Source organism: Haloechinothrix salitolerans, from assembly GCF_042662605.1.
GTDB classification, from domain to species: domain Bacteria; phylum Actinomycetota; class Actinomycetes; order Mycobacteriales; family Pseudonocardiaceae; genus Haloechinothrix_A; species Haloechinothrix_A salitolerans.
The window spans coordinates 4619468-4633913 of the sequence record NZ_JBHSXX010000001.1; the positions used below are offsets into that span (position 1 = coordinate 4619468).

The 14446-nt window shown below is 67.8% G+C and carries 12 protein-coding genes; 2 read left to right on the plus strand and 10 right to left on the minus strand.

What is annotated here, in order from left to right:
- Positions 1-2 precede the first annotated feature (2 nt).
- Together ACFQGD_RS21900 and ACFQGD_RS21905 are read right to left on the minus strand one after the other, a co-directional pair.
- The gene (locus tag ACFQGD_RS21900; RefSeq protein WP_390221092.1) at positions 3-914 is read right to left on the minus strand and encodes an NAD(P)/FAD-dependent oxidoreductase; all 912 of its coding nucleotides are present in this window, start codon (positions 912-914) and stop codon (positions 3-5) included.
- A 131-nt stretch (positions 915-1045) separates the two neighbouring features.
- Positions 1046-2491 (minus strand): DEAD/DEAH box helicase, encoded by a 1446-nt coding sequence (locus ACFQGD_RS21905; RefSeq protein ID WP_390221093.1) that lies wholly within the window; start codon positions 2489-2491, stop codon positions 1046-1048.
- Between the two features lie 227 nt (positions 2492-2718).
- On the opposite strand from ACFQGD_RS21905, the gene ACFQGD_RS21910 reads away from it, so the two are divergent.
- Entirely contained in the window at positions 2719-3897 is a 1179-nt protein-coding gene (locus ACFQGD_RS21910) for an 8-amino-7-oxononanoate synthase (RefSeq protein ID WP_390221094.1), read from the plus strand.
- On the opposite strand, the gene ACFQGD_RS21915 is transcribed toward ACFQGD_RS21910, so the two are convergent.
- Both ACFQGD_RS21915 and ACFQGD_RS21920 read right to left on the minus strand, forming a co-directional pair.
- Positions 3869-4309: a GNAT family N-acetyltransferase gene (locus ACFQGD_RS21915; RefSeq protein WP_345401036.1), complete on the minus strand. Its 441-nt coding sequence runs from the start codon at positions 4307-4309 to the stop codon at positions 3869-3871. The genes ACFQGD_RS21910 and ACFQGD_RS21915 overlap by 29 nt on opposite strands.
- A 74-nt stretch (positions 4310-4383) precedes the next feature.
- Complete coding sequence (locus ACFQGD_RS21920) at positions 4384-5259, minus strand: S1 family peptidase (protein WP_345401033.1); 876 nt, start codon at positions 5257-5259, stop codon at positions 4384-4386.
- A gap of 158 nt (positions 5260-5417) precedes the next feature.
- On the opposite strand from ACFQGD_RS21920, the gene ACFQGD_RS21925 reads away from it, so the two are divergent.
- Positions 5418-6812 carry a mycothione reductase gene (locus ACFQGD_RS21925; protein ID WP_345401030.1) on the plus strand — a complete coding sequence of 465 codons (1395 nt, stop codon included), beginning with the start codon at positions 5418-5420 and terminating at the stop codon, positions 6810-6812.
- 63 nt (positions 6813-6875) lie between these two features.
- Here the strand turns inward: ACFQGD_RS21925 and map are convergent, their stop codons facing one another.
- The 6 genes from map to dxr all read right to left on the minus strand — a co-directional run bounded on the left by map (position 6876) and on the right by dxr (position 14305).
- The gene (map, locus tag ACFQGD_RS21930; protein WP_345401027.1) at positions 6876-7727 is read right to left on the minus strand and encodes a type I methionyl aminopeptidase; all 852 of its coding nucleotides are present in this window, start codon (positions 7725-7727) and stop codon (positions 6876-6878) included.
- A gap of 10 nt (positions 7728-7737) precedes the next feature.
- A complete protein-coding gene (locus tag ACFQGD_RS21935; protein ID WP_345401024.1) occupies positions 7738-9540 on the minus strand; it encodes a penicillin-binding transpeptidase domain-containing protein in 1803 nt (600 codons plus the stop codon).
- Positions 9541-9661: 121 nt separating this feature from the next.
- Positions 9662-10516 (minus strand): GNAT family N-acetyltransferase, encoded by an 855-nt coding sequence (locus ACFQGD_RS21940; RefSeq protein ID WP_345401021.1) that lies wholly within the window; start codon positions 10514-10516, stop codon positions 9662-9664.
- Between the two features lie 167 nt (positions 10517-10683).
- A complete protein-coding gene (ispG, locus tag ACFQGD_RS21945) occupies positions 10684-11835 on the minus strand; it encodes a flavodoxin-dependent (E)-4-hydroxy-3-methylbut-2-enyl-diphosphate synthase (RefSeq protein WP_345401018.1) in 1152 nt (383 codons plus the stop codon).
- A 49-nt stretch (positions 11836-11884) separates the two neighbouring features.
- A complete protein-coding gene (locus tag ACFQGD_RS21950; protein ID WP_345401102.1) occupies positions 11885-13114 on the minus strand; it encodes a M50 family metallopeptidase in 1230 nt (409 codons plus the stop codon).
- 15 nt (positions 13115-13129) lie between these two features.
- Positions 13130-14305: a 1-deoxy-D-xylulose-5-phosphate reductoisomerase gene (dxr, locus tag ACFQGD_RS21955; RefSeq protein ID WP_345401099.1), complete on the minus strand. Its 1176-nt coding sequence runs from the start codon at positions 14303-14305 to the stop codon at positions 13130-13132.
- Positions 14306-14446 lie beyond the last annotated feature (141 nt).

Sequence of the window (14446 nt, forward strand, 5' to 3'; positions counted from 1 at the left end):
GCTCATCGGCCCGCGAGATCGGCGACCTCGTCGGCACAACCCCAGGACAGCGTGACGCCGACCCCACCGAGCCCGTAGCAATGGATCACGTCGCCCTCGCGGTCGAGCCGAATCCGGTCCCGATGCGGTCGCAGCCCCACTTTCACGCGCAGGATCTCGGCGTCCTCGATACCGGGCAGCAGCGCGGCGCACCGACGCAGGATGTCTTTGGTGGTGTCGGGGTCGGGTTCGAGGGAGTCCTCCCCGAACTCCTCAGTGCCGCCGCAGACGGCGTGGTCACCGTGCGGGAGGACGTAGCTGAAGTCGTCCTCGTCGACGATCCATTCGGTCAAGCCGGGATCAGCGATGTGCACGACCTGGCCGCGCGCTGGCCGCACCGTGTCGTCACCCGCGAGCCTGCCCGCATCCATCCCCGCCGCGTTGACCACCATATCGGTCTCGTCCGCGACATCGCTCAGCGCGCGCACCGTACGCCGCTCGAACTCGACTCCAGCACGCCGCAGTTCGGCTTCGAGCCATGCCACGTACCGCCCGGTGTTGACCAGCGGCGAAACGCAGCGCAGCGCGTCGGTATAGGGCGCGGCGACGTCAGTGTCACGGGTCATACCGCCGACGGCATCCGCCCACGGTGGCATGGGGCGATCGGTGCGTCGCAGCAATGCTCCCGGCCGGAACCGAACGCCGGTTCCCGGCACCTCGGCGAGCCGGTGGAACTCGGCGACGCTGACTTCGGTCCAGCGCGCGACCCGCTCGACCGGCTCGGCGTGGCGCGGATAAATCAACCCGCCAGCGACAGTCGTCGTGGTCTCGGTAAGCGGGTCCGCGCTGACGACCGTAATTCGATGGTCGCGCCGCGCCAACCGCAGCGCGGCGCTCAATCCGACGACTCCCCCACCGATGACCGTGATCCGCACGCCGTCTCCCTTCTCGAAGCTGCCGCCCCACACTGCCACGGAAACCACGGCCCAGGAACGGGCGAACCGAAAGCGGCCCGCGAGTGGAAGCACTCGCGGGCCGCTTTCATGGCTATGGCGTCATACGCAGGTCAGTCACGCCGTTGCCGTCGGCCGCCGGACGGCGATGTCCGCCGACGCGGGCCACCACCTTGGCGCCCATAAGCCGTACCCTGGTGCGGGCGACGACGGCCATCCGAACGCGGCCCACTCGGCCTGCTGCCCGCCTGCGGTTCGGCCACCGGCTCACCCGACGGCTGCCGCGCGCCGGTAATACGCGCGAGTTCGGTGTCGCCGGGCCGAACCTGGGTCGTCGTCGGCTTGACGCCAGCTTGGTCGGTCAGCCGCCGCATCGTGCGCCGCTGGTCCGGGGTGATCAGTGTGACGACGGTGCCGTCGGCCCCGGCGCGAGCCGTCCTGCCCGCGCGGTGCAGGTAGTCCTTCGAGTCGTTGGGCGGGTCAACATGCAGCACGAGGCTGACGTCGTCGACGTGGATGCCGCGCGCGGCGACGTCGGTCGCGACCAGCGCGTTCGACCTGCCGTCCTTGAAGTCGGACAGCACGCGGTTGCGCTGTCCCTGCGTCTTACCACCGTGTAGCGACACCGCGGACACGCCAACCTGTCGCAGTTGCTTAGCGACCCGGTCGGCATGGTGCTTGGTTCGCACGAACAAGATCGTGCGGCCCGAGCGTGCCGCGATCTCGGCCGCGACAGCCTGCTTGTCCACCTTGGTGACCGAGAACACATGGTGCTCCATGGTGGTCACGCTCGCCGTCACGGGGGCGACGGAGTGCTCGACCGGCTCCACGAGATACTCCCGCACCAGCTGGCCGACCGCGCCATCGAGGGTGGCGGAGAACAGCAGCCGCTGCCCGGTCTTCGGGGTGAGATCGAGGATCTCCCGCACCTGCGGCAAGAAACCCATGTCGGCCATCTGATCGGCCTCGTCGAGCGCGACGAACCCGACGTCGGACAGCGTGCACGTCCCCTGCCGGACGTGGTCCGACAGCCTGCCGGGCGTGGCGATGAGCAGGTCGACACCGCGCTTGAGCGCGTCGGCCTGGCGCACGAACGACATACCGCCGACGACGGTGCGACACCACAGGCCAGTCGCCTTCGCCAGCGGCATCAGGACGTCGGCGACCTGCATGGCCAGCTCGCGCGTTGGCACCAGCACCACCGCACGGGGCCTGCGTGGCTGGGCCGTGCCGCCGTTGAGACGCGTCAACAGCGCGAGACCGAACGCCAGCGTCTTGCCGGAGCCGGTCTGCGCCCTACCAAGGACGTCGCGTCCAGCGAGCGCGTCGGGAATCGTCGCCGACTGGATGGGGAACGGGTCGGTGATGCCCGCGTCCTGGAGCGCGCGCAGCAACGCGGGCGGCAGGCCGAGAGTGTCGAACGACGCGGCGGGCCGTGACGTCGTAGGGGTGCTGGTGTAGGTCGCGGCACGGGGCGAGAACCGGTTCTTGACGGTTGTGCGGTGCCGGGGTTTGGTGTGCTTGGGCGCGCGCGAACGCGGCTGCTCAGTGGTAGTCACAGATGCCTTTCGGATGGTGGCACGTCACCGTAAGGCCCGGACAGCTCCGCGTCGGCGCGAAGCGATCTCACCGGCAGCCGGTGGGGGTAACAGGGACGAACCCGGCGCGAGGTGCGCCATGAATCAACCGATCAAGAATACCTGACGGTGTTACCCGGCCCGCATCCGGCCTGCCCTCCCGGCACCTCCTCACATCGGAAGCTGGGTTCGGTGCGACACTGCTTGACGTGAGCGTCGAAGGTCCTGCCGCCCCGGTACCAGCAGACAACGTCCTCGACTGGCTCGACGTCGAGGCCGAGAAACGCGCCCAGGCCGGCCTGGTGCGCCGCCTCAGGCCGCGCGCGGCCGCCGCGACCGAACTCGATCTGGCTGGCAACGACTACCTGGGGCTGGCCAGGGACAAGCGCGTCGCAGGAGCGGCCGCGGCCGCCGCGCTCAAGTGGGGCGCTGGCTCAACGGGCTCACGCCTTGTCACCGGCTCCACGGAACTGCACGCCGAGTTGGAACAGGAGCTGGCACGCTTCTGCGGCACCCAGGCGGCGCTGGTGTTCTCCTCCGGATTCACCGCGAACCTTGGCGCGGTCACCACGCTGTCCGGCAGGGAGTCGGCGATCGTCACCGACGCCTCGATTCACGCCTCGCTGATCGAGGGTTGCCGCCTTTCCCGCGCCGACATCGCTGCCGTCGCCCACAACGACCCAAGCGCCGTCGCCCACGCGTTGCGCACCCGGCGACACAAGCGCGCGCTGGTCGTCACGGACTCGGTGTTTTCGGTTGACGGTGACAAGGCTGACCTGACCGCACTCAACAACGCCTGCCGCGAGACGGGAGCGGCGATGCTCGTCGACGACGCGCACGGTCTCGGTGTGCTCGGCGACGGCGGCAAGGGAGCGGTGCATGAAGCTGGGTTGAACGCGGCCCCCGACGTCGTCACCACAGTGACGTTGTCCAAGGCGTTGGGTGCGCAAGGCGGTGCGGTGCTTGGGCCGCGCCGGGTGATCCGGCATCTCACCGAGACGGCGCGCAGCTTCATCTTCGACACCGCACTGGCTCCCGCGAGCGCGGCAGCCGCGCTCACGGCGTTGCGAGTGCTGGTCGAGGAGCCGCAACGGGCCGAGCGGGCCCGCGAGATCACCGCGACGATGGCGGAGCGGTTCGCGGCGGCCGGCTTGCCTACAAGCACCCCGGAAGCAGCCGTGCTCGCGGTGCGCGCCCCCTTCCCCGATGACGCGGTAGCTTGGGCGGCGCGCTGCGCCGAACGGGGCGTGCGCGTCGGCTGCTTCCGGCCACCGTCGGTGCCGGACGGCATATCCCGGCTCCGGCTCACCGCGAACGCTGGCCTGACGGACGCCGAGGTGGAGCAGGCAATCCAGGTCGTTACCGAGACAGCACCCGCCGCATCGTGATGTGCGGGATGCCGTCTTCGTCGTACGGCTCGCCCTCGGTGCGGTAGCCGAACCGCTCGTAGAACCCGGTCGCGTAGGTCTGCGCGCCCAGCACCGACTCGGCGTCCCCGATGACGTCGAGCGCGGCCGTCATCAGCCGCGCACCCACTCCGGTCCCCCGCGCGGCGGCCGACGCGCACACCCGCCCCACCCGTAGCACACCGCCGCCGTCGTCGATGATCCGCAGACAGCCTAGGAGGGTGTCGCCCTCGGCGAGCCACAGGTGGCACGTGCCGGGCAGCAGGTCTAGGCCGTCAAGCTCTGGGTATGCGCACTCCTGCTCGACGACGAAGACGTTGACGCGCAGCCGCAGCAGTGCGTACAGGTCGGCGGCGGTGATCTCGGGACCGGTCGCGGAGCGGACGTCTGCCATGCACCGTGCTTAGCACACCGTGACGGCGAACTCCGCATGCCGGATAGCTGACCGCTCCCGGGCGGCGTCCGGCCTCAGTCGCCACCCAGGATGGGCAACGTGATCCCGCCGCTCTCAGGCTCGCGGGAGTCGCCCTCGTCATCGGGCGCTTCCTCGTCAGCGGGCGTCGTCGCTATCTGCTTGGCGTACCGACGCACCTCGGTGTAGACGCCGTACTTACCCGGCCGGGCGCAGCCCTCACCCCAGGACACGATGCCGATGAGCCTGCCACCAGTGATCAGCGGCCCACCGGAGTCTCCCTGGCACGCGTCCTTGCCGCCCTCACGATACCCCGCGCACACCATCTCGTCCGCGACGTAGACCCCATAGGCGTCCTCGCAGTCGGCGTCGGCGCGCAACGGCACCTTGGCGGCGCGCAATCGATCGGACGACTCCCCGCGCTCCGCCGTCTTGCCCCAGCCAAGCACGGTCGCCTGCCTGCCGACCCGGTAGAGCTGGTCATCGTTCTCGGTGGCGGGCTGAATCGTGCGGTACGGCAGCTTCTTCGCCAGCAGGAGCACGGCGATATCGCTACCTTCGGTCACGCTGGCGTAGTCCTTCGGGACCCACGTGCGCTCGACGCTGGCTTCACTGCCGTCATCGCTACGGATGTCGTTCCTGCCCGCGACAACGGTGAGATCCTCCGGGTCGGCGGCACTGACGCAATGGGCGGCGGTGACGACCTTGTCCGGAGCGACCAACGTGCCGCCGCAATACGGCATGCCGTCCTCGTCCGCCAAGTAGACGACGTACTCCCGGTTGCCTGACTCGACCTCGCTGCCGCCGACGATCGTGGGTTGGCTCGCGGAGTTCGGCGCGGCGGACGTCACGGACACCAGGCCAAGCAGACCCGCCGTCACGATGGCGATCGTCAGTCCCGCCCACCGGGCGAGTCTCGCCCTGTTACTCACACGCGCTCCTCGGGATCGATCTCAGAATCTCGGCATCGCTCGATACGCGGCACGAGACTGGTCGATCGTACTGGCCACGAACGCGACACGGCGTCACCGAATCGAGTGGATCTGGGCAACCTGGAACACCGCTCGCTCGTCTACGGTTGACTATTTGTGTGACCCACTACGACCTCGTGATCATCGGTACTGGTTCCGGCAACACCATCCTCGACCAGCGGTTCGCGGACTGGCGGGTGGCGATCGTCGAGAAGGGGATATTCGGCGGGACGTGTCTGAACGTCGGGTGCATCCCGACGAAGATGTTCGTCTACCCCGCCGACATCGCGCAGGCCATCAGCACCAGCGAACCACTCGGCGTCGACGCCGAACTCCGTGAGATCCGCTGGCATGAGGTGCGCGACCGGATATTCGGCAGGATCGATCCCATCGCGTCCGGTGGCAAGGACTACCGAGCGGCCCACCCGGACAACGCCAACGTCACTCTCTACGACGGCACCGCGCGCTTCACCGGGGAACGGACACTCCAGGTCGCACCGAGCGACGGTGGCACACCGGAGTCTCTGACCGCCGATCGGATCGTGCTCGCCGCGGGCAGCAGGCCTATCATCCCGGACCTCGTTGCCGACGCCGACGTCGAGTACCACACATCTGACACCGTGATGCGCATCGACAAGCTGCCGTCAAGTGTCACCATCCTCGGCAGCGGCTACATCGCGGCGGAGTTCGCGCATGTGTTCTCCGCATTCGGCGCCGACGTCACCGTGGTCGCCCGCTCCAACGCGCTGCTGCGCGCGCACGACCTCGACGTCAGCACCCGGTTCACCGAACTCGCCGCTAAGCGCTGGGACGTCCGCACGCAACGCACCCTCGTCGGAGCGCGCCGGACCACCGAGGGCACGACACTCGATCTGCGAACCAAGGACGACCGGAACGAATCCATCACATCGGAACTGCTGCTCATCGCGGTAGGGCGCACACCAAACGCCGATCTGCTCGACGCCGAGGCGGGTGGTATCGCCACCATCGACGGCAGGATCAACGTCGATGAGTACCAGCGCACCTCCGTCAACGGGGTGTACGCGCTTGGCGATGTCAGCTCGCAGTACCAGCTCAAACACGTGGCCAACCACGAGGCACGGGTGGTGCGGCACAACTTGTTACACCCCGACGACCCCGTGGCCAGCGACCACCGATTCGTGCCGCAGGCGGTGTTCACCTCGCCACAGATCGCGTCCGTGGGATTGACCGAGCAGCAGGCGCGGTCCCGCAGACTGCGGTTCGTCACCGCGACGCAGGACTACGGCGGGATCGCGTACGGCTGGGCGATGGAGGACACGACCGGGTTCGTCAAGCTGCTCGCTGATCCCGAGTCTGGACAGCTGCTCGGCGCCCACATCATCGGCCCGCAGGCGCCGACCGTGATCCAGCCGTTGATCCAGGCGATGAGCTTCGGGCTCGACGCCCCCAGCATGGCTCGCGGGCAGTACTGGATCCACCCGGCCATGCCCGAAGTGGTGGAGAACGCGCTGCTGCAGCTGGAACTGGACTGAGTGGTCGAATACTCGACGAGCGCGTTGTTGATCAACACCCCCACGAGGGTCTCCGGACGCACGTCACGGCAGCGTCAGGATCTCCGCGCCATCCGCGGTCACCAGCAGCGTGTGCTCGAACTGGGCGGTCCACTTCTTGTCCTTGGTGGTGACCGTCCAGTCGTCGTCCCACAGGTCGTAGTCGATGGTGCCGAGCGTGATCATCGGCTCGATCGTGAAGGTCATGCCTTCCTCGATCAGGGTGGTCACGGACGGCTCCTCGTAGTGCAGCACGGTCGGCGCGGTGTGGAACGCGGGGCCAACGCCGTGACCGGTGAAGTCCCGCACCACGCCGTAGCCGAACCGCTTGGCGTAGGACTCGATCACCCTGCCGATGACATTGAGCTGCCTGCCGGGCCGCACCGCCTTGATCGCACGCATGGTGGCTTCCCTGGTGCGCTCGACCAACAGCCGCACTTCCTCGTCGACCTCTCCCGCGAGGAAGGTGGCGTTCGTGTCGCCGTGCACGCCGCCGATGTAAGCGGTGACGTCGATGTTGCAGATGTCGCCCTCTTCGATGACAGTCGAGTCGGGGATGCCGTGGCAGATGACTTCGTTCAGCGAGGTGCAGCAAGACTTCGGGAAGCCCCGGTAGCCCAGCGTGGACGGGTACGCGCCGTGGTCGAGCAGGAACTCGTGCACCACCTTGTCGATATCGTCGGTGGTGTTGCCCGGTTTGACGGCTTTGCCGCCTTCCTCGAGCGCCTGTGCGGCGATCCGGCTCGCCACCCGCATCGCCTCGATAACCTCGGGACTGCGCACACCGTTGCCAGGAACCCGCTTCGGCTCGGGCTTGTCCACGTACTCGGGGCGGACGATGGACTGCGGTACAGCACGGCGCGGAGACTGCACGCCTGGCTTGAGTGGAGCACGCATATAGCCCAGCCTAGCCCAGCGCCGTGAGCATTCCGCGAGCGACGTCGACCGCTGGTTTCGAGCTACCACCACCCACGATCAGCACCGCGAACGCGGTGTCGCCGCTATATCCGACGAACCAGCCGTGTGACTTCGACCCATCGCCGTACTGGGCGGTTCCGGTCTTGCCGTGCACCTCGGAAAGCCCGGACAGCTCGGTGGCGGTTCCCCGAGTGACGACGGCGCGCATCATCCGGCGCACCGCCGAGGCCTCGGCCTCCGGCAGCGGCTCTCCCATCCCTTTCGCCTCGGTCTTTTCCCCGTCGAGCAAGGTGGGGACGGGCGTTTCACCCGCCTTTACCGTGGCCGCGGCCAGCGCCATCCCGAATGGGCTCGCGAGCACGGTGCCCTGCCCGAACCCGTTCTCCGCCCGTTGCACCACGTTCTCCGCCGTCGGCACCGAGCCGGTAATCGTGGTGATGGCTGGAATGACGAAGTCCGCGCCGATACCCAAGTCGCGCGCCGCGTCGGTCAGCGCATCCGGCGGCAGATCGGCCGCAAGCGACGCGAACGTGGTGTTACACGACCGCGCGAAGGCCGTCGACAGCCGAACCTCGCCGAGGTCGAACTCGTCCTGGTTGGGGATCTCCCTGCCTTCGAAGGTCACCGTGCCGGGGCACTCGACCATGCTGCGAGGCCGCACCTCGCCTCTACTCAGCGCGGCGAGCGCGGTGGCGATCTTGAACGTCGAGCCAGGCGGGTAGCGACCTGTGAGCGCGATCGGCCCCCGCTCATTGGCCTTCTCGTTCTGCGCCACCGCGAGTAGCTCTCCCGTCGACGCCCGCATCGCCACCACGGCGGCAGGCTTCGGGGTGTCGTCGATGGCGGCCTCGGCAGCGGTTTGCGTCCGCTCGCTCAGCGTCGTCTCGACCGCTTCGCTCGGCGACGGTGCCTCGGCGTGCAGCTCAGCGGTTTCCGCACCGGAGGCGTCCCGTGCGATGACCCGCCAGCCGGACTTTCCCTCGATCCGTTCGCGCACGACACGGCGGACCGCCGACAGCACGTGCAGACCGAAGTCTTTGTTCTTGGCCAGCAGCCGTTCCTGCCGACTGAACTTCACGCCAGGCAGCTCATAGATGTCCGGTTTTACGCGCTGGTAGTCCTTTTCTCGCAATACGGCGACCAGCGTGGACCCATTCTTGCCGTCCACCTTCCGCGCTTGCCTCACGATGGAACGCGCCGTGATCGAGTCGTCGAATCGCACCAGCGAGTCAGCCAGTTGGCTCGCGACCTCCCTGAGCCCGGTGTCGGCACGGGCTTCTGCCGGGTAGAGCACGATGGACACGACCGACTGCGGACGAAGCAAGGCGTGACCGTCCCGGTCGAGGACGGGTGCCAGTTCCGGTTCCTCCTCGACGACAGCCACGGTCTGCTGCGCGGCCAGCTCCGGGTGGAGCACCGAAGGCGTCCAGCGCACCTGCCAACCGTCCTGGCTGGGCAGCAGCTCGAGCTGAGTCTCGTAGCGCCAGGTGCGGTCCGCTGGGAGCTTCCAGGTGAAAGCGAGTGTCGCTCGCGCACTCGATGAGTCGGCCGCTTCGGCGACGGAGGCGATCTCGCCGGTCAACGCCTGCGGTGCCAGCGCATCGATGGCCTGATCTATGGTGTCTCGTGCCGACTCGGGGGAGTCGGTCAGCGCGGCCGCACCCGCGACATCACCGTTACCCAAGGCGTCGACGAAGCGCTCGAGCGTGTCGTCCGGCCCATCCGAGTCGAACAACGAGCAGCCGCTGACAGCGAGCACGGCGGTAAGCAGGAGACTGAGGCTGGTTCGCACGCCACCGGAGTATGCCGGAAGGCACCGACGTTCGGGGAGGTCGCCGCACCGAAATCGCCCCAGCCGCGCGTGGTGGCCCGCGAGTGGCGCCATTGGCGGCCAGTCTCGCCGCCCGAATAGCTCAGAACAGCACGGTCGCGAACTCACCAACCTTGGTGAATCCGATCTTCCGGTAGGCGGCGAGTGCGGGCGCGTTGAACGAATTGACGTACAAGCTGGCCGTCCTGCCGAGATCATGGATCAGCGTTGCCGCCACCGTCGCCGTTCCGGCTGAACCCAGCCCCCCGCTACGACGTTCCGGGTGCACCCACACGCCTTGGATCTGCCCGACGGTGGCCGATAACGCACCGATCTCCGCCTTGAACACCACCTCACCGTCCTCGAACCGGGCGAATGCGCGACCGCCCGCGATCAGCTCGGACACCCTGGCGTGATAGCTGGCGCCGCCGTCCCCCAGCCGTGGGTCCACGCCGACCTCCTCGGTGAACATCGCGACGGCTGCCGGATAGTAGCGATCGATCTCGTGCGGCCGAACCCTGCGGACACGGGTATCGCACGGGACGGCGGGCGCACGGTCCAGGGCGAGTAGCGGCTGCTGGCACCGCAACTCGCGCGCTGGACCCCAGTCGCTAGCGAGCTCGTCCCACAGGCCGAGGACCTGGGTAGCTGGTCCAACGATGGAGGAACAGCGCCGAGGCCCGCGCAGCGCACGGTCAGCGAACGACTGCAACGCACCGGTGTCCCCACGCAGTGGGATGAGGTTCGCTCCCGCGAAGCACAGCCCTGGCAGGCGGGTATGGCGGTGATAGCGCGACTCGAGCGCCCACAGTTCACCACCGAGGCGGAACGGATCGAGACCGAGGCTCTCCACCCGGGAACTCACCATGCAGCTCGCGATCGGGTCCGACGCGAGCGCAGCACGCACCGCCGGGTAGTCCCGTTCGTCGACCAGACGGGCGCCCGCGAGCCGCAACACGCATCCAGCGTGCCAGAACTTGGCACCCGATACCTAGTGCCGCTGCCTGCGCAAACGGGTGGACCAGTGTGCGATGAATGACGGTTTCAATGCACTCAGCGCAGTGAAAGCGTCATTTGCGTCGCCCGATGCGGTGAAAGCGTCGTACGCCCCACCCGTCGACGACGTCAGCTCACCGTCACCGTCGGCGAGCCCTCACCGGCGTCCATGCCGGACTCCTCGGCGATGCGCATGGCTTCCTCGATGAGGGTCTCCACGATCTGTGCCTCAGGCACCGTCTTGATGACCTCGCCCTTGACGAAGATCTGCCCCTTGCCGTTGCCGGAGGCGACCCCGAGGTCGGCCTCCCGCGCCTCACCTGGCCCGTTGACGACACAGCCCATGACGGCGACTCGCAGCGGGATTTCCATGCCCTCAAGACCGGCGGTGACCTCATCGGCCAGCTTGTAGACGTCGACCTGCGCACGTCCACACGACGGGCACGAGACGATCTCCAGCTTGCGGGGCCGCAGGTTCAGCGACTGCAGGATCTGCGCACCGACCTTGACCTCCTCGACCGGCGGCGCGGACAGCGAAACCCGGATGGTGTCACCAATACCCTGCCGCAGCAGCGCGCCGAACGCGACGGCGGACTTGATCGTGCCCTGAAACGCCGGACCGGCCTCGGTTACGCCGAGGTGCAGCGGGTAGTCGCACTGCTCGGCGAGGAGCTCGTACGCCCTGATCATGGTAACCGGGTCGTGGTGTTTGACGGAGATCTTGACGTCGTGGAAGTCGTGCTCGGCGAACAGCCCCGCTTCCCACAACGCCGACTCGGCCAGCGCCTCCGGCGTGGCCTTGCCGTGCTTGGCCAGCAGGCGCTTGTCAAGCGATCCCGCGTTGACCCCGATACGGATCGGCGTGCCGTGATCCTTCGCCGCCTTGGCGATCTCACCGACGCGATCGTCGAACTTCTTGATGTTGCCCGGGTTGACCCGCACCGCGGCACAGCCCGCCTCGATGGCGGCGAACACGTAGCGTGGCTGGAAGTGGATGTCAGCGATAACCGGGATCTGGGACTTCCGCGCGATCGCGGGCAGCGCGTCGGCGTCATCGGACGTCGGGCACGCGACTCGCACGATGTCGCATCCCGCCGCCGTGAGCTCGGCAATCTGCTGCAACGTGGCATTGACGTCGGCGGTCTGCGTCGTCGTCATCGACTGCACCGACACGGGATAGTCGCTGCCCACACCGACCGGCCCCACGTGCAACTGGCGCGTCTTCCTGCGATCGGCGAGCACGGGCGGCGGACTGTCGGGAAGACCAAGGTCGACGGTCATCAGATCCGCAGGCTCCTCACTTCACGGGTATTCGCCAGCAACGTTACCGCTACTCCGGTAATCGAATCGGGTTGACGATGTCAGCGGTCACTGTGAGCAGCACCACCGCACCACCAATAATCACAAACACCATGGTGACCGCTGACAACTTCGTGTAGTCAACCGGTCCCGCCGCCGCTTTGCCCATAAGTCTGCGAATCGCGTCGCGCGCCTTCTCGTACCAAGTGACGGCGATATGTCCGCCGTCGAGCGGTAGCAGCGGCAACAGGTTGAAGATGCCGACGAAGAAGTTCAGTGCCGCCAACATCAGCAGGAACAGCTCCCACAGCCCGCGCTCGGCGGCTTCACCCCCGATACGGCTCGCACCGACGACGCTCACCGGGGTATCGGGATCGCGCTCGGCACCGAAGATCGCCTCGACCACCTTCGGGATGCGCTCGGGGAACCGCAGCAGCGCGTTCCAGGTGTTGTGGAACATGTCGCCGGTGAACACGGCGGTAGCGGGCACGCCGTCGAGCGCACCGTACTCGAACTGGGACTGCACGGCGATGCCGATCATGCCGACGCTGACGATGCGCGGATCTTCGCCCCTGTCCAGAGCACCTTGGGTGATCTCGGGACGTTTGGCCTCCACGACGTCCACGGTCAGCCGCACGGTCTCGCCGCCACGGAGCACCTCAATGGGCGTTGGGCCGGAGCTCTCCCGGATTTCCCTGCGCACGTCACTCCAGTCGGAAACAGCGGCGCCGCCGACAGCGGTGATGACGTCGCCAGGCCGCATGCCGGCCTCAGCCGCGGGAGTGGGATCGCCGGGCTCGCAGCGGTAGTTATCCAGCTGCTGCTCGGTGGTGGCGTCCTTGACGCAGGACAGCGACTCGAGCTGAGCTTTGCCGTCGATGTTCGGCAGGCCCATGCTCACCGCGAGGAAGTACAGCACGAGGAAGCCGATGATGAAGTGCGTGATCGAGCCCGCGGCGAGCACGACGGTGCGCTTCCACACCGGGTAGCGCCACATCGCCTTGGGCGATTCCTCCGGCGTGACCTCGTCGAGGGCCGTCATGCCCGCGATGTCGCAGAAACCGCCGAGCGGGATCGCCTTGAGGCCGTACTCCGTCTGGCCCCTGCGAAAGGAGAACAGGGTTGGTCCGAAGCCGATGAAGTAGCGTCGCACCTTCATGCCGAACCACTTCGCCGTCATCATGTGCCCGGCTTCGTGCAGCGCGATGGACACGCAGATGCCCAGCGCGAACAGCACCACTCCGACGATGTAGAGGAGCAGGCCCGAATCCACGTACTAGTCCCTTCCCAGCTCGGCGGCGCGTGACCGAGCCCAGTTCTCGGCCGCGAGCACGTCGTCGATGTCCCGTGGCGCACAGTGCCATTCGTCCGCTTCAGCCACCACCTTGGATACAGTGTCCACGATCGACGTGAAGCTGGTGTTCTGCGCCAGGAACGCCTCGACGAGCACCTCATTCGCGGCGTTGTAGACGGCGGGCAAGCAGCCGCCCACGCTACCGGCGTGCCGGGCGAGGTCGACGGCGGGGAACGCCTCGCTGTCCAGCGGTTCGAAGGTCCACTCCGCGGCACGGCTGAAGTCGCAGGCGGGGGCGGCGCCGGGTACCCGGTGCGGCCAGTTCAGGGCGAGCGCGATGGGCAGCCGCATGTCAGGCGGGCTGGCCTGGGCGAGTGTAGAGCCGTCGGTGAAGGTCACCATCGAATGCACGATCGACTGCGGGTGCACGACGACGTCGATGGCGTCGTAGTCGACGTCGAAGAGCAGGTGCGCCTCGATGAGTTCGAGACTCTTGTTGACCATGGTGGCGGAGTTGATGGTGACGACAGGCCCCATGTCCCACGTCGGGTGCGCCAGCGCCTGCTCCAACGTGACCTCGGCCAACTCGGCCTTCCCGCGTCCCCGGAACGGGCCGCCGGACGCGGTCAGCACCAGCCGCTCGACCTCTTCCGCGCGGCCTCCCCGCAGCGCCTGAGCCAGCGCGGAATGCTCGGAGTCCACCGGCACGATCTGGCCGGGTTCGGCCGCCTCCCGCACGAGCGGCCCACCCGCGACCAGGGACTCCTTGTTCGCCAGCGCGAGCGTCGCGCCGGTGCTTAGCGCTGCGATGGTCGGGGCGAGCCCTTGCGAACCGGGCATCCCGTTGAGGACGACGTCCACCCTGACCGCATCGATCAACTCGGTGACGGCGTCAGCGCCAGCGAACACTCTGGGCAGGGCGAACTCACCTCGGGAGTAGCCTCGGCGTTGCGCCTCGGCGTAGAGGGCGAGCTGGACATCCTCCAGCGCGGTTGGCCGGACCACCGCGATCGCATCGACCCCGTGGCTGATGGCCTGGTCCGCCAGCGCGGCGGGGTCCGAACCGCTCGCCGCGAGACCCGCGATTCGGAACCGGCCCGGGTTCCGAGCCGCCACGTCCAGCGCCTGCGTTCCGATCGACCCGGTGGAGCCCAGCACGAGCACCGACCGGGTATCGGTGTCGTCACGGGAACGACCGTAGCGACGGTCGTGATTGGGGTCACCAAGTGAGGCGCGCGTGTTCATCACGCCCCATTCTCGCCGATGCCCTGCCCGACCGATGCGAGCGGTGTGTAATCA